This window comes from Sphingobacterium psychroaquaticum, from assembly GCF_900177625.1.
Classification (GTDB): Bacteria; Bacteroidota; Bacteroidia; order Sphingobacteriales; family Sphingobacteriaceae; genus Sphingobacterium; species Sphingobacterium psychroaquaticum.
On sequence record NZ_FXAU01000008.1, the window covers coordinates 35193 to 55638 of the forward strand.

General features: G+C 41.8%; 19 protein-coding genes. 15 read left to right on the plus strand and 4 right to left on the minus strand.

The annotated features are described in order from the left end of the window. Positions 1-39 precede the first annotated feature (39 nt). Together aspS and B9Y69_RS17265 are read left to right on the plus strand one after the other, a co-directional pair. Positions 40-1794: an aspartate--tRNA ligase gene (gene aspS / locus B9Y69_RS17260; RefSeq protein WP_085474244.1), complete on the plus strand. Its 1755-nt coding sequence runs from the start codon at positions 40-42 to the stop codon at positions 1792-1794. A 189-nt stretch (positions 1795-1983) separates the two neighbouring features. Continuing rightward, positions 1984-3372: a LutB/LldF family L-lactate oxidation iron-sulfur protein gene (locus tag B9Y69_RS17265; RefSeq protein ID WP_085474245.1), complete on the plus strand. Its 1389-nt coding sequence runs from the start codon at positions 1984-1986 to the stop codon at positions 3370-3372. 12 nt (positions 3373-3384) lie between these two features. On the opposite strand, the gene B9Y69_RS17270 is transcribed toward B9Y69_RS17265, so the two are convergent. Then, positions 3385-3726, minus strand: a complete 342-nt coding sequence (locus B9Y69_RS17270) for a tetratricopeptide repeat protein (protein ID WP_085474439.1) — start codon at positions 3724-3726, stop codon at positions 3385-3387. Between the two features lie 470 nt (positions 3727-4196). Between B9Y69_RS17270 and B9Y69_RS17275 the strand changes: the two genes are divergently transcribed. The 5 genes from B9Y69_RS17275 (at position 4197) to B9Y69_RS17295 (ending at position 9451) form a co-directional block, all read left to right on the plus strand. Further along, the gene (locus B9Y69_RS17275; protein WP_085474246.1) at positions 4197-4934 is read left to right on the plus strand and encodes an electron transfer flavoprotein subunit beta/FixA family protein; all 738 of its coding nucleotides are present in this window, start codon (positions 4197-4199) and stop codon (positions 4932-4934) included. A gap of 20 nt (positions 4935-4954) precedes the next feature. Continuing rightward, positions 4955-5929 (plus strand): electron transfer flavoprotein subunit alpha/FixB family protein, encoded by a 975-nt coding sequence (locus B9Y69_RS17280; RefSeq protein WP_085474247.1) that lies wholly within the window; start codon positions 4955-4957, stop codon positions 5927-5929. Positions 5930-6037: 108 nt separating this feature from the next. Beyond that, complete coding sequence (locus B9Y69_RS17285; protein ID WP_085474248.1) at positions 6038-6664, plus strand: bifunctional nuclease family protein; 627 nt, start codon at positions 6038-6040, stop codon at positions 6662-6664. 20 nt (positions 6665-6684) lie between these two features. After that, positions 6685-8043, plus strand: coding sequence for a nucleoside permease (locus B9Y69_RS17290; protein WP_085474249.1), 1359 nt, complete (start codon positions 6685-6687; stop codon positions 8041-8043). A 94-nt stretch (positions 8044-8137) separates the two neighbouring features. Further along, the gene (locus B9Y69_RS17295) at positions 8138-9451 is read left to right on the plus strand and encodes a mechanosensitive ion channel family protein (RefSeq protein WP_085474250.1); all 1314 of its coding nucleotides are present in this window, start codon (positions 8138-8140) and stop codon (positions 9449-9451) included. A 308-nt stretch (positions 9452-9759) separates the two neighbouring features. Here the strand turns inward: B9Y69_RS17295 and B9Y69_RS17300 are convergent, their stop codons facing one another. Together B9Y69_RS17300 and B9Y69_RS17305 are read right to left on the minus strand one after the other, a co-directional pair. Next, complete coding sequence (locus B9Y69_RS17300; protein ID WP_085474251.1) at positions 9760-10176, minus strand: hypothetical protein; 417 nt, start codon at positions 10174-10176, stop codon at positions 9760-9762. A gap of 175 nt (positions 10177-10351) precedes the next feature. Further along, positions 10352-10912, minus strand: a complete 561-nt coding sequence (locus tag B9Y69_RS17305; protein WP_085474440.1) for a C40 family peptidase — start codon at positions 10910-10912, stop codon at positions 10352-10354. Between the two features lie 124 nt (positions 10913-11036). On the opposite strand from B9Y69_RS17305, the gene B9Y69_RS17310 reads away from it, so the two are divergent. Then, positions 11037-11945 carry an EamA family transporter gene (locus B9Y69_RS17310; RefSeq protein ID WP_085474252.1) on the plus strand — a complete coding sequence of 303 codons (909 nt, stop codon included), beginning with the start codon at positions 11037-11039 and terminating at the stop codon, positions 11943-11945. A gap of 49 nt (positions 11946-11994) precedes the next feature. Here the strand turns inward: B9Y69_RS17310 and mtaB are convergent, their stop codons facing one another. Beyond that, positions 11995-13308 carry a tRNA (N(6)-L-threonylcarbamoyladenosine(37)-C(2))-methylthiotransferase MtaB gene (mtaB, locus tag B9Y69_RS17315; protein ID WP_200811828.1) on the minus strand — a complete coding sequence of 438 codons (1314 nt, stop codon included), beginning with the start codon at positions 13306-13308 and terminating at the stop codon, positions 11995-11997. Between the two features lie 157 nt (positions 13309-13465). Here mtaB and B9Y69_RS17320 point away from each other — a divergent pair, with 157 nt between their 5' ends. The 7 genes from B9Y69_RS17320 (at position 13466) to B9Y69_RS17350 (ending at position 20423) form a co-directional block, all read left to right on the plus strand. Beyond that, positions 13466-13957 (plus strand): hypothetical protein, encoded by a 492-nt coding sequence (locus B9Y69_RS17320; RefSeq protein WP_085474254.1) that lies wholly within the window; start codon positions 13466-13468, stop codon positions 13955-13957. 217 nt (positions 13958-14174) lie between these two features. Then, positions 14175-14996 carry a thymidylate synthase gene (locus B9Y69_RS17325; RefSeq protein ID WP_085474441.1) on the plus strand — a complete coding sequence of 274 codons (822 nt, stop codon included), beginning with the start codon at positions 14175-14177 and terminating at the stop codon, positions 14994-14996. A gap of 27 nt (positions 14997-15023) precedes the next feature. Further along, on the plus strand, positions 15024-15518 hold the full coding sequence (locus tag B9Y69_RS17330; protein WP_085474255.1) for a dihydrofolate reductase: 495 nt from the start codon (positions 15024-15026) through the stop codon (positions 15516-15518). Continuing rightward, positions 15503-16762 carry a serine hydrolase gene (locus B9Y69_RS17335; protein WP_085474256.1) on the plus strand — a complete coding sequence of 420 codons (1260 nt, stop codon included), beginning with the start codon at positions 15503-15505 and terminating at the stop codon, positions 16760-16762. Before B9Y69_RS17330 ends, B9Y69_RS17335 begins: the two co-directional genes overlap by 16 nt. A gap of 34 nt (positions 16763-16796) precedes the next feature. Further along, positions 16797-17192, plus strand: coding sequence for a hypothetical protein (locus B9Y69_RS17340; protein WP_085474257.1), 396 nt, complete (start codon positions 16797-16799; stop codon positions 17190-17192). An 89-nt stretch (positions 17193-17281) separates the two neighbouring features. Next, entirely contained in the window at positions 17282-18151 is an 870-nt protein-coding gene (locus B9Y69_RS17345) for a DUF3347 domain-containing protein (protein ID WP_085474258.1), read from the plus strand. A gap of 4 nt (positions 18152-18155) precedes the next feature. Further along, a complete protein-coding gene (locus B9Y69_RS17350) occupies positions 18156-20423 on the plus strand; it encodes a multicopper oxidase domain-containing protein (protein ID WP_085474259.1) in 2268 nt (755 codons plus the stop codon). Positions 20424-20446: the final 23 nt, after the last annotated feature.

The following is a 20446-nucleotide window of genomic DNA, read 5'->3' on the forward strand; positions in this document are numbered from 1 at the left end:
AAAACCGATATTTTTGTACGGTTTTAAAATCAGTATATAATGCACAGAACACATACCTGCGGCGAGTTAACATTAGCCGATCTTGGAAAATCAGTAACCTTGAGTGGTTGGGTACAGAAATCACGTGACCTGGGAGGCATGACCTTCATTGATGTACGTGACCGTTATGGTATTACACAATTGACTTTTAACACTGATGATGACGAAACATTACGTGCACGTGCTCGCGAACTAGGTCGTGAATATGTTATTAAAGTTACTGGAACAGTAATCGAACGCTCCAGTAAGAATAGCAAAATCCCGACCGGAGAAATCGAAATCAAAGTAGCCGACTTAGAGATCCTAAACGCGGCGAAACTACCTCCTTTCACCATTGAGGATGAAACAGATGGAGGAGATGATATCCGAATGAAGTTTCGTTACCTCGACCTGCGTCGTAACCCTGTCCGTCAGAATCTAATCCTACGCCACAAAATGGCGCAGGAAATCCGTCGTTACCTTGATAGCGAAGACTTTTTGGAAGTAGAAACGCCCGTACTCATCAAATCGACACCCGAAGGGGCGCGCGACTTTGTTGTACCTTCCCGTATGAACCCCGGTGAATTCTACGCCCTTCCACAATCGCCTCAAACATTTAAACAACTGTTGATGGTTTCCGGTTTCGACCGCTACTTTCAAATTGTAAAATGTTTCCGTGATGAAGATTTACGTGCCGACCGTCAGCCGGAATTTACACAGATCGACTGTGAGATGGCTTTCGTAGAGCAAGAAGATATCCTAAACATGTTCGAGGGGCTTACAAAACACCTCTTCCAACACGTAAAAGGCATTGATCTGGGTACCGTACCACGAATGACCTATGCCGAAGCTATGCGTCTTTATGGTTCCGACAAACCCGATACCCGCTTTGGGATGCAGTTCGTTGAACTAAACGATATAACAAAAGACAAAGGGTTCCCTGTATTTGATGCGGCAGAACTTGTTGTCGGTATCAATGCCAAAGGTTGCGCACACTATACACGCAAGCAATTGGATGCATTGACTGATTTTGTGAAACGCCCACAGATTGGTGCAACAGGCCTTGTCTATGCACGTTACAACGAAGATGGAACTATTAAATCGTCGGTTGATAAATTCTATTCGCCTGAAGATTTACAAGCATGGTCAGCAGCATTTGATGGAGAAGCAGGTGACTTATTCCTGATCATGGCAGGCCCTAAAGATAAAGTGCGCAAACAACTGAACGAACTTCGTCTTGAAGTGGGACAACAACTCGGTTTACGTGATAAAAACAAATTCTCTCCACTGTGGGTAATCGACTTCCCACTGCTAGAGTGGGATGAAGATACAGAACGTTACCACGCTATGCACCACCCATTCACCTCCCCGAAACCAGAAGATATCGCACTTTTGGATAGTGCTCCGGGCGAAGTGCGTGCCAATGCATACGATTTAGTCATTAATGGTGTCGAAATTGGAGGAGGTTCAATCCGGATACACGACCGTGAGTTACAATCACTGATGTTTAAGCACTTAGGCTTTACACCAGAAGAAGCTCAAAAACAATTCGGCTTCTTGATGGAAGCATTTACATACGGTGCGCCACCACATGGCGGTCTAGCTTTCGGTTTCGATCGTCTGGTCTCCATCTTTGCCGGACTAGATACTATCCGTGATGTTATTGCATTCCCGAAAAACAACTCCGGAAGAGATGTCATGATTGATGCGCCAGCGACCGTAGCTCCAGCGCAACTAGATGAACTGAGCTTAGCGCTTAATATAAAAGCTAAATAAAGTACGAAACTATATTAGTACCGGCATACCTACCTGTACCAGAATGCGGCAGTTTTCGAATTAAAGAAGGCTGCCGCCTTTTTTTGCTGTAAGATCAGTTTACAACATAAGGGCCGAGATTTCAAAGAAAAAGCTTGTTGCAGCAAACAGGAGGTCCTACAATTCAGAAAAAAGCAGTAGTTTTGTTCTATGGCGCAAAAAATCGCAGACAAATTTCTAAAAGATAGTACAGAAAAAGCCTTTGACCAACGTCATCGCGATATTATCAATACCAATATTGATAAATACACCCATGCTTTTGAAAATGCTAAGGATAAGTTTTTTGATCTGCCTAACGCCAAAATAAAAGCTAATATCATCAAGTGGAAATCCATTGAAAACATGGATCGCTACCTCCTAGATTTCGAATCGAACTTCACCCGGCGGGGTGGGCATGTCATTTGGGCGAACGATGCAAAAGAGGCACAAGAGGAAATCCAAAAAATCGTTGAGCAGCACGAGGCTAAACTTATCGTGAAGTCTAAATCTATGGCCACTGAAGAAATCGAGCTCAACCACTTCTTAGAAAAGCTAGGTATCGAAGCCGTCGAGAGCGACTTGGGGGAATTTATCATCCAGTTGTTAGGACAAAAGCCGTATCATTTTGTGACGCCGGCCATGCACCTCAGCCTCGAAGATATCGCTAAATTATTCCACGAGAAGTTTGAAACGCCATTAGATGCAACCGCTGAACAGCTCACACAAAAAGCACGGGAACTACTCCGAGAAAAATATACCCAAGCTGATATCGGAATCTCGGGCGCAAATTTTATTATAGCGGATACAGGAAGCATAGCCATCACCGAAAATGAGGGCAATGCACGCTTGACAACGACCTTCCCAAAAGTACACATTGCAGTCGTTGGGATAGAGAAAATAATTCCAAGTATGCACGACCTGGATCTCTTTTGGCCGTTGCTTGCTTCACATGGAACAGGTCAAAATCTAACCGTATACAACACCATACTAAGTGGACCACGTCAATCGAGAGAGACAGACGGTCCAGAAGAAATGTATGTTATCCTGCTGGATAATGGACGAACCAATCTCTTGGCAGAAAAAGAACAGCGCCAGGGTCTCTATTGCATCCGTTGCGGAGCCTGTTTAAATGTATGTCCAATCTATCAAAATATTGGTGGGCATACCTATGAAACAACCTACCAAGGTCCAATAGGTTCGTTAATTTCTCCACACTTGCACGGCATGAAGTCATTTAAGCACCTTAGCTATGCTTCTTCACTTTGCGGAAAATGCACTGAAGTTTGTCCCGTCGGTATCGACATTCAGAAAATGCTCCTTTTAAATCGTCGGGATGCTGTCGAACAAAACCTGACAACGACCGCAGAAAAAAGAGCGTGGAAAGGGTTTACCTATGCCATTCAACGCCGAAAGTTAATCGACTTCTTTGGCGGCAAATTCAAAAACTTCTTCCTTCGGAATTTCTTTAAAAAGTCTTGGGGAGAACATCGAGACCTTCCAAAACTAGCCGATAAATCTTTCGCTAAGCAATGGAAGGAGCAAGATAAAAACGCAGGATAGCCGATACGTGGATTAATCGTCCCAGTCGTCGTCTTCCGACACACCCAAAGCCAAGTTATACGCACCTAACAACTCACCATAGGCATGGCGATTTCTTTTTTGTTGTGCGATCTCCATACCCTTTTGGTAAATGAGGAGTGCCTCCTCTTTTTCTTGTTGCTCTTCTAAGAACTTAGCATAGTGATAATACGTCCCTACATAATCAGCGTGGTCACGCACCAATTCCTCAAACCCAGCTCGTGTTTTTACAACATCACCCATTTTACGATATTCCATCGTCAATGCATATTTTAAAAATGGATCCTTCGGGCTCTCTTGTAAAAAAACAGTTAACTCCTCGATTCTATTTGACATATTACAATACTTGAATTTATCTACTCTTGATCCCTCAAAAATAATCATTTTGTTTTGTTAATACAGCCACCCTACTTAACCTCAAACAAGCAAACCCTCATTGTATTAATTCGAAGAAGCAAAATATTTTTAAATCACTAACTTCGGTTTTACCACTCGAGCTTTAACATATATTAAAATACTATGCTAGCATAGAAAAATGACACTTCGTTGACCTTTCTGAAAACACACTTTTTTTTTAACATTTCATCAATAAAAAATAAAACAATATAGCCCTAACAACAGTTTTATTAACGAAGTGGAATAAATAATAACAAATTGGCAAAAAAAGATACAATACATTAGCCCATTCAAGCCGCTTTAACATCTTGTAAATAGTCAAAAAAAATGATAGGTTTGTTATAATACGAACATTTAACAACCATTAGATAGTAAACCGAGCCGATTGAGGCTCCACAAAATTAGGATATATGAAGATATTAGTTTGTATAAGCAATGTGCCCGACACAACGTCTAAAATCACTTTTAGTGATAATAACAGCACTTTTAACAGTGCGGGTGTTCAATTCATTATCAATCCATACGATGAGATTGCTTTATCAAAAGCGGTAGAATTAGCAGAAGGCGGAAAAGGTACGGTTACCGTACTACACGTAGGCGATGCTTCCTCAGAAGCAACGATCCGTAAAGCTTTAGCTGTAGGCGCCGATGAAGCTGTTCGTGTCGATGCACCGGCACGCGACGCTTGGTTCGTTGCCAATCAAATCGCAACTTATGCTAAAGATCAAAATTTTGATTTGATCCTTACAGGGCGTGAGTCTATCGATTACAATGGAACACAAGTACCTGCTTTTGTTGCAGAACTCCTTTCTATTCCATCCGTATCCATTGCAAAAAAAATAGATATTTCTGACTCTTCAGCTACAGTCGAACGGGAGATTGAAGGAGGTAAAGAAATCTTAACAACGTCCCTCCCTTTAGTTGTAGGAACGGCGGAAGGTGTCGCAGAAGCGAAAATTCCGAATATGCGCGGTATTATGACGGCACGAACAAAACCGTTAAATGTGATTCCGGCAGTGGAAGTGGCCTCCTTATCAGCTATTAAAAGTTATGAAACACCAGCGCCAAGAAGCACTGTTAAACTTATCGACAAAGATAATGTGGCTCAACTCGTAGAATTATTACATAGCGAAGCGAAAGTAATTTAACCCCTTTAAGAAGAAATTTTATGTCAGTATTAGTATATATAGAGAATGTTGAAGGTACCTTTAAGAAATCTGCTTTTGAAGCAGTCTCTTATGCAAAGGCGGTTGCCGATCTAGCCGGACAGGACATTATTGCCTTGAGTATTGGTCAGGTCGAGGAATCGGAATTGAATAAAATCGGAACGTATGGTGTTTCTAATGTAGTGACGGTTAATACCGACCAACTGGGTCAGTTTGTAAACCAGGCTTACGCATCTGTAATTGCAGAGGTGGCAAAAAGTAAAAACGCATCTACCGTTATCTTATCCAATACCTTTTCAGGTAAAGGCCTAGCGCCTCGCATCGCGGCTAAGCTTTCTGCGGCCTTAGGCGCAGCGGCAACAGCTTTACCGACAGTAGACGGTAACAAATGGCAAATTAAACGCACGGTATTCTCAAGTAAAGCAATAGCGACAGAAGAACTATCGGCAGATAAACGCGTTATCTCATTAAGTCCAAATGCCTTTGAGGTCAAAGAAAATCCTGTTTCTGTATCCGTTGAGAATTTTCAACCGAATGTAGCAGGATCAGACTTATCGACCGTTATTAAAGACATCGTTCGTGCAACAGATAAAGTTTCTCTTCCTGAAGCAGAAATTGTTGTATCGGCAGGTCGGGGCTTAAAAGGCCCTGAAAACTGGGGCATGGTGGAAGAGTTAGCCGAAATATTAGGTGCCGCAACAGCATGCTCAAAACCCGTTTCGGATGCCGGTTGGCGCCCGCATTCTGAACACGTGGGACAAACAGGAATTGCTGTCAGTCCTAATTTATACATTGCTATAGGTATCTCAGGGGCAATCCAGCATCTTGCAGGCGTGAGCGCGTCAAAAACAATTGTTGTGATCAATAAAGACCCCGAAGCACCATTCTTCAAAGTAGCCGACTACGGTATTGTAGGTGATGCTTTTGAAGTTATTCCACAATTGATTGAAGCTTTCAAAGCGTATAAAAACAGTTAAACGTATACATTGAAACAAAGTAAATGGCTAGACATCATTAAATTACGTCTAGCCATTTTTATTTTGTCTTGAATATTCCCATCTTTGTATTCCTGTAAGGCTTTAAGAATGAAGAAAATCAAATTAGATATTGTTGGATTATCCTACAGCCAAACGCAATCTGGCGCTTATGCCCTTGTGCTCGGAGAAGTTGGCGGAAACCGTAGGTTACCCATCATTATTGGCGGGTTTGAGGCGCAAGCTATAGCTGTCGAGATCGAAAAGATGCAACCTAGCAGACCTTTGACACACGATTTGTTTAAAACTTTCGCCGATAATTTCAACATCGTCATTCAAGAGGTATTGATATACAACCTTATTGATGGTATCTTCTTTGCCAAAATAATATGTTCAAATGGTGCAAAACCAATTGAAATCGATGCGCGGACTTCCGATGCGGTAGCCTTGGCGGTACGTTTTGGAGCACCTATTTTCACCTACGATTTTATTATGGATGCTTCAGGAATCGTTATCGAAACAAATGACTTGGCCTTCTTAGAAAATATCGACGCTCCAACAGCAAAAGAAAATATCACAACTCCAGCTCCAGACAAACCAAAGGAAAAAAGTCCAAAATCAACATATGGACACCTTAGCGACGAACAGCTGGAAGCGGATCTCAATAAAGCTATCGACAACGAACAGTACGAAGCTGCCGCAAAAATTCGCGACGAAATCGAGCGTAGAAAATCATAATTAAAATAATAAGCCCATATATGTCCGTTAAACTACGATTAACCATCATGAGTTTCTTCCAGTTTTTTGTTTGGGGAGCTTGGTTAATTACAATAGCGAATTACTGGTTTGGAACCAAACACTGGGATGGAACCCAATTTGGTGCTATATTCGCGACAATGGGAATTGCTTCCCTATTTATGCCTACTTTAATGGGTATTATCGCTGATCGATGGATTAATGCCGAAAAGCTATACAGTATCCTACACTTCTTGTACGCAGCAACGCTCTTTTATCTGCCTACGGTCAACGACCCGCAGATGTTTTTTTACATTATGCTACTGGCCATGTGTTTCTACATGCCGACGTTAGCACTATCCAATTCCATTTCTTACACCGCACTTACTTCGGGAAATTACGACTTAGTAAAATCCTTCCCCCCGATTCGCGTTTGGGGCACCATCGGCTTTATTGCCGCCATGTGGCTTGTAAACCTGACGGGAAATAAAGCTACAGGCCATCAATTCAACATTGCTGGTGGCGCAGCCTTAGCGCTAAGTCTATTTGCGCTGTCCCTACCAAAGTGTCCCCCAAAAAATACGGGTGGAGAAAACAGAACACTTATGGAAACTTTTGGCTTGGAGGCCTTCAAGCTTTTTGGCAACTACAAAATGGCCTTGTTCTTCGTCTTCTCTATGTTTCTGGGTGGCGCATTACAATTGACCAATGCCTATGGCGATGTTTTCTTGGATGAGTTCAAGTTCTATCCTAAATATGTAGATTCTTTCGTGATTAAATATTCCACGATTATCATGTCTATTTCACAAATATCAGAAACACTCTTCATCCTTGCTATACCGTTCTTCTTAAAGCGTTTTGGTATAAAAAATGTAATGTTGATATCGATGTTTGCGTGGGTATTACGTTTCGGGCTCTTTGCTTATGGCGACCCGGCAGGTGGATTATGGATGATTGTTCTTTCCTGTATTGTTTATGGGATGGCGTTTGATTTCTTCAATATCTCGGGGTCTCTCTTTGTAGAATCTTCGACCAATTCCCATATCCGCAGTTCTGCTCAAGGATTATTTATGATGATGACGAACGGATTTGGTGCGGTACTGGGAAGTTTGGTTTCTGGATGGGTGATTGATCATTATTTTACACTTTCTTTCCATGACATATCATCTTTAGCTACTTATCTGCATACAGAAGCAAGCAATACAACACTCTTATCGCTTGTACAGGAACGTGGTGTAAATATTGCGGAAAACGGACTATTTAACACCAGTATCCTACTAAAAGATTGGCATCAAATTTGGCTGGCCTTCGCCGGCTACACCTTAGTAATAGCCATCTTGTTTGCTTTTATGTTTAAGCATAAGCACGAAAAAAACACATAAAAAAAGAGACTTAATGTCTCTTTTTTTATGTGTAAAGCGATTCCACTTTTCCACAAATTGGTATTCCGAACAACTTTTTCTAAGTTTGTAAGACATGGAAGACAAAGATTTTATCGTAGTAGATGCAAAAAGAAACAGTAAGATTTTTGATTGGGCACTAGATTATGTAGAAAAAACGGGACTTCATGGTGGAATAGCTCAGTTCGTCACCTCTTTCCTTCTCCTAATTGCTATTACAGTCGGACTCCTGATCGTTGACTTTATCGTTCGAAAGATCCTGAGATCGCTCTTTGTGAATATCATAAAACGCACCAAAACACTTTGGGATGATTTATTGATAGAACACAAAGTACTCGATAATCTGAGCCATATTGTTCCGTTAATGATTGCACAACAGCTTTTACCTGTTGTATTTATAGACTCCCCTATTTGGTCGTCCTTCATTTTTAAAACCGTAACAATTTTTATCGTTTTTGTTATTTATCGATTGATCAATGGTTTTCTAAAAACTCTGCGGGATATTCTACGCGAGAAAAACGCCTTCATAGATAAACCCCTAGACAGTTATTTACAAGTCGTACAGATATTCCTTATTTTTATAGGCTTAACATTCGTTTTCTCGATTGTAACAGGCTCTTCTCCATGGGAGTTCTTAATCTCTTTAGGAGCAGCATCGGCAATCTTTATGCTTGTATTCAAAGATACCATTCTCGGCTTTGTAGCCAGCATACAAGTATCGGCAAACGATTCAGTTCGCGTTGGAGACTGGATCGAAATGACAAAATATGGAGCGGACGGCACCGTCCTTCAAATTAACTTGAACAACGTCAAAGTTCAAAACTTCGACAAAACAATTGTGACCATTCCCACGCATACACTTTTAACAGATTCCTTTAAGAATTACCGAGGCATGCAACAGTTTGGTGGTAGACGTATCAAACGTGCAATCAGTATCAAGATATCCTCGATTCGTTACTTAACAGATGAAGAAATCAATGAATTAAAAAAAATCAAGCTTTTAAAGGACTATATTGAGGAGCGGCAGCAAGAGATTGCAGCTTATAATGAAGAGACGCAAAACGATCCGCGTGTTATGGTTAATGGAAGGCGGATAACGAATGTAGGTACTTTTCGTGCATATATAACCCGTTATGCGCAAAACAATCCTAATATCCACCAAGACCGCATGCTTATGGTACGACAGCTACCACCCGATGAACATGGATTACCATTGGAACTGTATATGTTTACGACAAGTACCGAATGGACCTTTTTTGAGAATGTAATGGCGGATATATTTGACCACCTCTTCGCAGCAATAAAGTTTTTCCACTTAGAGGTTTTTGAATTACCTGCATCCGATGATCTCCGCGGGGTGATGAATAAGGTTAAAGAATTAGAGAAATAGAATGTTATTTAGCGGTCTACAAATTCGACAGGATGATATGTTGGTGAGGAGTTGGAAAATTAGAGCGTTAGATAATTAGATAAAAAGAAAAAGGTTATCCCTAACACGATAACCTTTTCTCATTTGTTTGTATGAATAACAAATTCTTGGTTTGGCATATTTCACAACAGGCCTAACATTAACCATAACACTATGAACAAAAATTACTCTAACACAAAGGTGCTGTTCTCGTATTAAGTTAGTATTAGGCGCTTATTAAATAACAGCAAAATTTTTCTTTTACTCTTATTTGTTGCGAGCCTCTTATATTACCTGGCGTAAGCAACATTGATCCGGTCTAACACCTTCTCAATGGTTGTCTTGGCTGCATCCTTCATTTTTTGATTACCTGGGTAATCTGCATCTAATGTCACCCGCTTACTTTTTTCTTTATATTTGAACTCCAGCACATAACGAGGTACTTTAGCTCCTTCCGTTGAATCTTGCCGTGGGGTCGTCATATCATTATCTACATTCCAAAAGCCCATTTCCATTGCCTTACGGTGCAAGAACAGTAAATCATCGTCAGACAACTTCAATCGTTCTTTAACAACCTGATTATTCTTATTGATGTATTGATACTCCTGCGTCGCCGTATTGTAGGTGTTCAACATGGAGTCCCGTAAGCCGTATTGGATCGAAATAGATTCAAAATCAGAAAATCGGAAAGGTGCATTCTTCAACATGTTTGAGTAGTAAAACACGCAGTAAATAAAAAATGACCCGATAATACACAAACCGAGGAAGATGGTTTTTGTTCTTTTACTCATAGTACATTAAAATATGTGCAAACATACGCAAATATGTGAAAACAATACAGCACTTGAATTTCACATTTCGGATGCTTATGTAATCTGAATGTTAGATTTTTGGCGAACCGCCGCGGACAAAATATTTATAATACCAGCTGTCCTTAATGTTGGAGATAATCACACCTTTTCGGGTCGATACATGAACAAATTTGTTGTTTCGTAAATAAACACCAACATGGTCAATGGTCTTCCCTCCGAATGAAAAGAAGATCAAATCACCTTCCTTCAATTCACGTTCATATTTACGTTTTACCTGCTCTCCCATATCGCGTGAGGTACGCGGCAGATCTTTACGATAAACTTGCTGAAAAAGTATACTGACAAAGGCAGAACAGTCAACACCCGACTTTTGAGTTCCTCCCAGCTGATGTGGACAACCCATCCAGTCATCAATAAAATGATACAACTGCTTATTGTCCAAATCTCGCACATCAACACCTAACAAGGACGCATAATTATCCATTTTTGAAGCATTGAGCACTTTACCACGAGCATCACTTGCATCGGTCAGAACAGCGGTCCCACGTCCCTCTGTTATTGGTCGCCCCGTACCTCGTCCTCCATGCGCAACCTTTCGCTTACTACCACAGGAGCTGAGAAGCAAAACCATAAAAAACAGGCTAAGCAGCGCTAAGTAAGGGGTTCGACGGATAAAGTACATATAACAAACTTAACCAAAAGAAAACCTTTCATCAAGTTTAATCGCGATTTTGTAACTTGCACCAAATATTATCATGGAAAAAACAAAAGGGGTTATCGCAGTTTTTTTGGGTGCAGCGAGTTTCGGTATCTTATCCACCTTTGTCAAAAAATCGTATGCATTAGGTTTCAATCTCGGCGAAGTAACAGGCATTCAGGCACTCTTTGGTATGCTTTTTTTATGGCTTCTGTTAGGTATTATTCTTATCTTCAATAAGTCATATTTCACGAAATATCCGTCAAAAACATCAAAGTGGAAAGTGTTGATTAGTGGCATTTCCACCGGTGCTGTAAGTATTCTCTATTACAAATGTGTACAACTGGTGCCCGCCTCACTCGCGATCGTTTTACTCATGCAATATATTTGGATCGGGCAACTAATCGAGTTTTTAGTCTTTAAGGCTAAACCCAGCAAGCGTAATATATGGGGAATTATTGTTATTCTAGCCAGTACACTCTTAGCCACGGGCTTATTTGAACACGATATTAACGGGATCAGTCTTTTGGGAATTGGTTATGGCCTTTTGGCAGCTACCGCCTATGCAGTTTTTATTATTGTTAATGGCCGTGTAGGTAATGATTACCCACCTTTATATAAGAGTGCACTGATGGTATCGGGCGCGTGCATATTGGTTTTTACACTTTTACGCCCCTTCTCGGTCCTTCAAATCGATACCCTCTCCAATCTATGGCAATACGGCCTGCTGCTTTCTATTTTTGGAACGGTACTACCTCCCGTGCTTTTCGCATACGGTATGCCGAAAACGGGTGTTTCCCTTGGTAGTATTCTTAGCTCCGTGGAATTGCCCGTAGCGGTATGCATGTCCTTTTTTGTATTGCACGAAGCTGTTACGCCATTGCAATTCGTAGGAGTTGCATTAATCTTAGCCGTTGTTGTAATATTGAATCTAAAAAAGGATGATGCTTCCACAGGCGCACCGTGACAAGCCCATCCACCGTGGCTAGACTCTCGATAGTTCGAGTCTGCGTTCCTTACAAACCAACAGCCATCTCTTCAATATCCACTTCACCGTGTTCCGTAATCGAAGTAAATTTGACCGGAATAATTTCATTCACCAATAGTGGATCGTATAGGCTACGTACTTTCACGTAGTTCTTCGAGAAGCCGTGCATATACCCATCTTTCACATCCCCTTCAAAAAGCACTTCACCTTCCTTCAGCAGCTGTGATTCGTAGAAAGCACGTCTCTTCTTTTCCGACAAGATATGGAGCATTTTGCTACGGTCACTGCGCTGTGCTCCAGGAACCGCGCCTTCCATTTGTGCAGCAATCGTATTCTCACGTTCCGAATAAGTGAATACGTGTAGATACGAGATATCCAACTCATTCAAGAAATTATAGGTATCCAAGAAATCTTCACGCGATTCATCGGGGAAACCAACGATAACATCGACCCCTATACAACAATCCGGCATTAAACTCTTGATCTTCGCTACACGTTCCGCATAAAGCTCCCGTTTGTAACGACGGCGCATCTTTGCAAGGACCTTATTATTCCCAGATTGCAATGGCATATGGAAATGCGGAACAAAACGTTTCGATTGCGCCACAAACTCAATAATCTCATTTGCCAATAGATTAGGCTCAATGGAAGAGATACGTATACGATCAATTCCATCCACCTCATCTAACGCTTTCACCAAATCCAAAAACTTATCTTGACGCTTTCCGTCGCGGATGCCAAAATCACCAATATTAACACCCGTCAACACAATCTCTTTTACACCGGATGCGGCAATCTCTTCCGCTTGACGCACAATATCTTCAATCTTTCCAGAACGACTAGCGCCACGTGCCAATGGGATTGTGCAGAACGTACACGAATAATCACATCCGTCTTGCACCTTCAAGAAAGTACGGGTACGGTCGCCAATCGAATATGCAGATACGAACTGGTTGGTCTCATCAATCGGTGCATTATGAACAACTGCTTTTTCATGCTTCGTCAGATCGTTGATGTGCTCAATAATATTAAATTTTTCCGCCGCACCAAGCACCATATCAACACCAGGGATCTCCGCAATCTCTTGTGGCTTTAGCTGCGCGTAGCAACCTACGATAGTGATATATGCATTTGGCGAATGCTTCAACGCCTCCTTCACCACCTTGCGACACTTCTTATCCGCATGATCGGTAACCGAACAGGTATTAATAACATACACATCTGCAGCGCTATTGAACGGCGTCGTTTCGTAGCCTGCATCCTTAAACAATCGACCTATAGAAGATGTCTCTGAAAAATTCAGCTTACATCCTAGAGTATAAAAAGCAACTTTTTTGTTCATAACAATTTTGCAAAAATACATAAAAACTCCTAGAATATAAGACTATGTAGAATTGTGATATTAACATGAGACAGAACATAATGCGGTAAATCCTGTTTAAAGGATGTAATATGTCCTTTATTTTTTAGATATTGTACAGGCTAACATCCCATTTATAATGAAAACAACCCTCACTATCCTTGCCCTATGGAGTACATTATTTGTACAGGCACAAGTCAAACCACAGGTACCACAACCGGTCAGAATATATGCGGAAGAAAATAGAACCATGCGGGAGCCGCTCCTGGTCCTCGATCAAGGTTTCGTTTATCGGGAAGAGCGCAGCGCCTTCCGGGAGCCAATCTACAAATTTGAGGAAAACATGATGTACAAACTCGATCGCTGGCAAAACCGAAAAGAACCTATCCTGACGATAGAGAAAGGTAAAATCAAGCAAGGGGACGGACGCTTCTTTTCCAAGGTTATTTACACCGTTGATGGCAATCAGATTCGCGTTGGCGAAGGGACCTTCTTAAGCAATCCGGTTGTATATGTCATAGAAAATGGCACTATAAAACTAGGCGAAGGTGCTTGGGCACCGGTTCTTTATCGCATCCAGGGCGATTACACCATGGAACAGATTGCATGTTTGTTATTGACCTGCCTTTAGGCTCCAATTGTTAACGAAGATAAACCGGACGAAAGCCCATCAATTCGACTTGAAAACCGAGGTCAGTACTGAATAACAAAACAATAACTTGGATCAGCGTATAAATAAACATTAGGGCGACATACCTTTTAAAAGAATGTACTATCTTCGTATCGAATAACCCTCCTCCCATAGGCTCTGGATGACACGGAACAGGGAGGCAAAAAATAATAGAATCATGAAACAATATTTAGATTTACTAAAGCACGTATACGAAAATGGTGTAGACAAAACAGACCGGACAGGGACGGGAACACGTAGTGTATTTGGTTATCAGATGCGTTTCAACCTCAAGGAAGGCTTTCCCATGGTTACCACCAAAAAGCTACACCTACGTTCGATCTTACACGAATTGATTTGGTTCTTAAAAGGAGACACCAACATCAAATACCTTAAAGACAATGGCGTTAGTATCTGGGATGAATGGGCCGACGAAAACGGAAACCTAGGTCCCGTTTATGGTTCGCAATGGCGCTCCTGGCCAACACCCGATGGTCGCCATATCGACCAGATCGCGCAAGTTATTAAGCAGCTCAAAAACACACCCGACTCCAGACGGATTATCGTTTCCGCATGGAATGTCGCTGAAATCGAAAATATGGCACTTCCGCCATGTCACGCCTTCTTTCAGTTTTATGTCGCTCCAGCGCAGCCCGAAAAAGGCATACTAAAACCGCAGTTATCTTGCCAACTGTATCAACGTAGTGCTGATATTTTCTTGGGTGTCCCTTTCAATATCGCTTCATACGCACTTCTCACGATGATGGTTGCTCAAGTATGCGATATGGAAGCAGCCGATTTTGTCCATACCTTTGGTGATGCACATATCTATAGCAACCATTTTGAACAAACAGAGCTTCAGCTAAGCCGCGACCCTAAGCCTTTGCCAAAGCTTAAAATAAACCCTGCGGTGAACGATATTTTCGACTTTAAATTCGAAGATTTTGAGTTGTTCGACTACGAATTCCACCCACATATTAAAGCGCCTGTAGCTATTTAATTTTTTACTGCACACATTACATATAAAATGAGTAATCTTAAGATAACCCTTATCGTAGCGGCTTCTACTAATAATGTCATCGGAAAAGACAACAAAATGGTTTGGCATCTACCTGATGACTTTAAATACTTTAAAAAGAACACACTCGACCACAGTATTATTATGGGCAGAAAGACCTATGATTCTATTGGTAAGGCATTGCCAGATCGCCGAAATATAGTGTTAACAAACAACCAAGATTGGCTGGCTGAGGAAGTCGATGTAGCCAATTCCTTAGATGAAGTTTTGAGCTACTGCCGTGACGAACGCGAAATATTTATTATCGGTGGTGCAAACCTATATAAACAGACGCTGCCGATGGCGCAAAAGGTTCTCTTAACACGCGTACATACAGAAATCGAAGGAGATGCAGTATTCCCGGAACTATCCCCTGAAGAATGGAAATTGACGAGTCAGGAACAACATGCAAAGGATGAAAAACATGCATATGATTTTACTTTCGAAGTATGGGAGCGTCAATAAAGCAGATACTTTCGACCGTATCCCTCTCTATCTTCTTCGCTGTGGGCGTTAAGGGCCAAACGATGAATAACACCTACTTGGACAGCCTGCTCCAAGCACATCCCGATTTATTCGGTGATGTATTGGCGCATCCGCAAAAAAATGAAGTTCAGATTCTTTATACACGGATCGACAGGGATCAGCATAACACACCACATTTTACTAGTTTTGCTTATCGCCTAGACCCGACGTGGTATTTTTATCCGGCGAGTACCGTCAAACTCCCTACAGCAATCTTCGCCCTTGAAAAGATAAACGAACTGAATATCAAAGGGCTTACGAAAGAAACGTCCCTACGTATAGACTCGGCATACGAGAAACAAACAAAGGTCTTAACGGATCCAACGGCAGCAGATGGTTTACCTTCTATTGAACACTATATTAAAAAAGTTCTGCTCACCTCCGACAATGACGGACATAACAGATTATTCGAATTTGTAGGCCGCGCAGAGATCAATCGTAAACTCAAACAACACGGCACACAGCACAGCCGAATTGTTAATCGACTAGCTATTGGTGATAAAGGTATCTGGGCCAAGCACACCAATCCCATTACCTTTTACAATGGCAAAAAAAACATCTACAGTCAACCTGCACAATATGATGCAAATGACTATCCCATGCCATGGCTTCAAAATACAGTGCAAGGCATCGGATATACCGATGCCAACGATAACCTCATTCACGAGCCTTGGAGCTTCGAAGGGTTAAATGTATATGCTCTGGCAGATCAACAACTGATTCTCAAAAAGTTACTTTTTCCAGAAGCATTTCCAATCAAACAACGTTTCAACCTCAAAAAAGAAGATTACGCCTTCCTCTACAAATACATGTCGCGTTCGCCACAAGAAACAGATTTCCCGAAATACAATCCGGAAGAGTTTTGGCCCACTTATAGCAAATTTGTATACTTTGGCCGTGATAAAGGAATCGATGGTTTTACAACGATTCGTAGTTTCAATAAATACGGGGATTCTTACGGGTACAATATTGATAACGCTTACATTGTTGATTTCGAAAAAGGAATAGAATTCATGGTGGCGGTCGTCATACAATCCAACGACGATGGCATCTACAACGATGGAATCTATGGCTATGAAACTGTTACTTACCCTTTCCTGAAAAATTTAGGACAGATCCTGTATCAGGAAGAACAAAACAGAGTCAAGAAACACAAACCCAACCTAGAAAAGTTTAAGTTTTAAGAATAAAACCTTAACTTTGGTTATCGCACCGCAAATGACAGGGAGAATAATAACCATATTGCTTATTTTGATTAGCTACTTTAGCTTTCCGGAGCAAGCTATGGCTTGTGGTGACCAGAACAACTCCCCCCATCAGCAGGAACAGACGACAAAACACCAGAAAGAGACTAGCAACTGTACAGCAGAATGCTGTCAACGTGATCATCATAAACATGCCGACGGTGAAGAAAGCAACACTGATAACAGCCACGACTGTTCACCGCAACATTGTTTCAATATGTGCCACAGTGTGGTTAGTACTTTTGCGCACATGCAGTATGAACTGCAGATCTATTCAACAAGCAAAAGTGGACTAGATTTACCTTTGTATATATATCCTATTTACCAAAATCTGAACCACAACGTTTGGATTCCTCCGCGTATAGCTTAATCTATTTTACAATCTATTTATAGTGGCTCATAAACAATTAGTATGTTTTATGAGTTACCTTATTGTGTTATATTTTAATCTATAGAAAAATGAAATCAATCATATATGTGGTGTTGACCTTTATGGCCATCCACGCAAACAGTCGTGCATTCGCACAAATAAAAAATGCTGAAACAATCGAAGTTAAAGTCGAAGGGCTATGCAACATGTGCAAAAACACGATCGAAAAGGCAGGTTCAAGCGGCAATGTATCCACAACCAAATGGGACCGTACGAGCAAACTCGCAAGCATTACGTTTGACAACAAAAAGACCAATAAAAATGATATTTTAAAAAAAATAGCGTTAGTAGGTTACGACAATGCAGCATTCCTAGCACCTGATGAAGTATATAACGCACTTCCTGGTTGTTGCAAATACGAGCGGGAACCTAAGCGTAATGTAATGGCGAAGGACGCACATCAAAACCACGGTTCCACGCATAGTCCGTCAACAGACCACGATCAACATACAGCAACATCAGGCAACACATTTGAAGACGTACTCACAAGCTACTTTGCTATAAAAAATGCCTTGGTTGCAGACAACACGCAACAAGCGACCGCTAAGGCAAAAGATCTTGCTCAAGCCCTTCAATCTGTGAAAATGGACGAATTCTCTGATGATGCTCATACCTTATGGATGCGTACGCAGAAAGATATCACTGCACTTACCGCTAAAATTGTTGAAGCTAAAAACATCAGTCAGCAACGGGATACTTTTGCCCTCCTGTCAGATATACTATTTCCTATCCTACAAAAAACAAGTGTTGGAAACACGATCTACTACCAACATTGTCCGATGTATGCCAATGGAAAAGGAGCCAATTGGTTGAGCACAGAACAAGCTATAAAAAACCCGTATTACGGCAGTAAAATGTTAACCTGTGGCTCAACAGTAGAAACGATCACCAAGAAATAGGCTAATGAGATATATTGCAACACTATTTTTCTGGGCATGCGTATTAACACTGCATGCCCAGAAAGTGGTGCGCTACGACCTCTATGTCGCAGACACTACCGTTAACTTTACCGGCAAAGAACGCCGAGCCGTCGCCGTAAATGGACAGATTCCAATGCCCACATTGACTTTCACACAAGGCGACACTGCCGAGATTGTCGTGCATAACCGCTTAAAAGAAGGAACATCATTGCATTGGCATGGCGTCTTCCTTCCGAATCCCGAGGACGGCGTACCTTGGTTAACACAAAAACCAATCGCGCCTGGCGAAACTTTCATCTACCGATTTCCGGTTATCCAAAATGGCACGCACTGGTACCATAGCCACTCCGGCATGCAGGAACAGATTGGTATGTATGGTGCTTTAATTTTCAAAAAGCGCGCCGGCGATCCGACCTTTCGGAAAGGGATCGATGATCTGCCGAGTGTTCCTATCGTATTGAGCGAATGGACAGACTTGAACCCCGACAATGTACATCGCATGCTGCACAATGCAAATGATTATCCTGCAATCAAAAAAGGAAGTGTACAGAGTTATGCGGAAGCCATCAAAAAAGGGCATTTCAAAACCAAAGTGACCAACGAATGGAAGCGTATGTTGGCGATGGATGTGAGTGATATTTATTATGAACGGTTCCTCATTAATGCCGCTTCAGAAGAACAGCTTTCCCAATTCAAAGCGGGCGACAAGGTTCGTTTACAGATTTCGAACGGCGGTGCTTCCAGCTACTTCTGGCTGAACTATGCGGGCGGAAAGATAACGGTCGTTGCGAACGACGGCAATGATGTGGAACCCGTAGAGGTAGACCGCCTACTCATTGCAGTATCTGAAACCTATGACATCGTTGTCACCATTCCCGAAGAGGGAACAGCCTACGAATTTCTTGCTACTGCGGAAGATCGCACCAAGTCGGCTTCCCTCTATATTGGTGCCGGTAAAAAACAGCTACATGCTCCTCTACCGAAACTCAAGTATTTTGAAGGGATGAAGATGATGAACGACATGATGAAGATGAATGGAGACATGAAAGATATGGGCATGAAGATGAGCTTGCAGCAAATGGACATGAACACGGTGATGTACCCTGAAATATCTGGCCCAGAAACAAAGTCCAAGAAAGCAGAAGACCACAGTCAGCACAACAACGAGAAAACCGCAGCAACGAATAGTACTAATGGCCACGACGAACATGCTGGACATGGCACTTCATCAACAGATATGGTGACCTTGAACTACGGCATGCTACGCGCCACGCACAAAACAACATTAGACCCAGCCGCTCCCGTTCGGCAGCTGCGCTTTGAGCTAACAGGAAATATGAATCGATACGTATGGAGCATGGACAACCGCGTCCTATCGGAAGTAGACAAAATACTGATCAAAAAAGATGAAGTCCTACGCATTGTGCTCTATAACAACTCCATGATGCGCCACCCTATGCACCTACATGGTTTCGACTTCCGGGTGATAAATGGCCAAGGCGACTATGCCCCTTTAAAAAATGTGCTGGATATTATGCCTATGGAAACCGACACCATTGAATTTGCAGCCAACACACATGGCGATTGGTTTTTCCATTGCCACATTATGTACCACATGATGGCCGGCATGAATCGCGTATTCAGCACCGAAAATCAACCTCCAAATCCACGTCTTCCCAACAAAGAACATGCTTACAAAATGCTACAGCGAGAAAGCAATATGCCACATTTCATGTTTCGAAACGACTTTGCATCCAATGGTAATGATGGGATGGCCATGCTTCATAATGCAAGGTGGCAACTACAATCTGAATGGGGATTGGGTTACAACAAAAAACATGGTTACGAAGTGGAAACTCATTTAGGACGTTACATTGGAAAAATGCAATGGTTGATGCCTTTTATTGGTTTTGACTGGCGATACCGACGCATGGGACACAATGAAGTTGAAAAAAATATGTTTGGGCAAAAGAACAGCAAAGATAATAGAGCGATGTTCACAGCCGGGGTCGCATATACCCTACCTATGCTCGTTGTATTCCAAGCTGAAGTATACCACGATGGGAATCTACGTCTACAACTTATGCGGGAGGATATTCCCATATCAAACAGACTCCGAGCAGGCTTTATGGTAAACACGGACAAAGAGTACATGGTGGACTTCAGCTACATCATGACACGTCTATGGAGCATACGAACACACTATGATACGGATATGGGATATGGGATAGGCTTAAGTTTTACCTACTAGTAGCACGAAATTTACTTTCGTAT

Bases quoted from the DNA above. Each gene is read 5' to 3' on its own strand.
- aspS (WP_085474244.1), top strand. From the start codon at position 40: ATGCACAGAACACATACCTGCGGCGAGTTAACATTAGCCGATCTTGGA.
- B9Y69_RS17265 (WP_085474245.1), top strand. From the start codon at position 1,984: ATGGCGCAAAAAATCGCAGACAAATTTCTAAAAGATAGTACAGAAAAA.
- B9Y69_RS17270 (WP_085474439.1), bottom strand. From the start codon at position 3,726: ATGTCAAATAGAATCGAGGAGTTAACTGTTTTTTTACAAGAGAGCCCG.
- B9Y69_RS17275 (WP_085474246.1), top strand. From the start codon at position 4,197: ATGAAGATATTAGTTTGTATAAGCAATGTGCCCGACACAACGTCTAAA.
- B9Y69_RS17280 (WP_085474247.1), top strand. From the start codon at position 4,955: ATGTCAGTATTAGTATATATAGAGAATGTTGAAGGTACCTTTAAGAAA.
- B9Y69_RS17285 (WP_085474248.1), top strand. From the start codon at position 6,038: ATGAAGAAAATCAAATTAGATATTGTTGGATTATCCTACAGCCAAACG.
- B9Y69_RS17290 (WP_085474249.1), top strand. From the start codon at position 6,685: ATGTCCGTTAAACTACGATTAACCATCATGAGTTTCTTCCAGTTTTTT.
- B9Y69_RS17295 (WP_085474250.1), top strand. From the start codon at position 8,138: ATGGAAGACAAAGATTTTATCGTAGTAGATGCAAAAAGAAACAGTAAG.
- B9Y69_RS17300 (WP_085474251.1), bottom strand. From the start codon at position 10,176: ATGTTGAAGAATGCACCTTTCCGATTTTCTGATTTTGAATCTATTTCG.
- B9Y69_RS17305 (WP_085474440.1), bottom strand. From the start codon at position 10,912: ATGGTTTTGCTTCTCAGCTCCTGTGGTAGTAAGCGAAAGGTTGCGCAT.
- B9Y69_RS17310 (WP_085474252.1), top strand. From the start codon at position 11,037: ATGGAAAAAACAAAAGGGGTTATCGCAGTTTTTTTGGGTGCAGCGAGT.
- mtaB (WP_200811828.1), bottom strand. From the start codon at position 13,308: ATGAACAAAAAAGTTGCTTTTTATACTCTAGGATGTAAGCTGAATTTT.
- B9Y69_RS17320 (WP_085474254.1), top strand. From the start codon at position 13,466: ATGAAAACAACCCTCACTATCCTTGCCCTATGGAGTACATTATTTGTA.
- B9Y69_RS17325 (WP_085474441.1), top strand. From the start codon at position 14,175: ATGAAACAATATTTAGATTTACTAAAGCACGTATACGAAAATGGTGTA.
- B9Y69_RS17330 (WP_085474255.1), top strand. From the start codon at position 15,024: ATGAGTAATCTTAAGATAACCCTTATCGTAGCGGCTTCTACTAATAAT.
- B9Y69_RS17335 (WP_085474256.1), top strand. From the start codon at position 15,503: ATGGGAGCGTCAATAAAGCAGATACTTTCGACCGTATCCCTCTCTATC.
- B9Y69_RS17340 (WP_085474257.1), top strand. From the start codon at position 16,797: ATGACAGGGAGAATAATAACCATATTGCTTATTTTGATTAGCTACTTT.
- B9Y69_RS17345 (WP_085474258.1), top strand. From the start codon at position 17,282: ATGAAATCAATCATATATGTGGTGTTGACCTTTATGGCCATCCACGCA.
- B9Y69_RS17350 (WP_085474259.1), top strand. From the start codon at position 18,156: ATGAGATATATTGCAACACTATTTTTCTGGGCATGCGTATTAACACTG.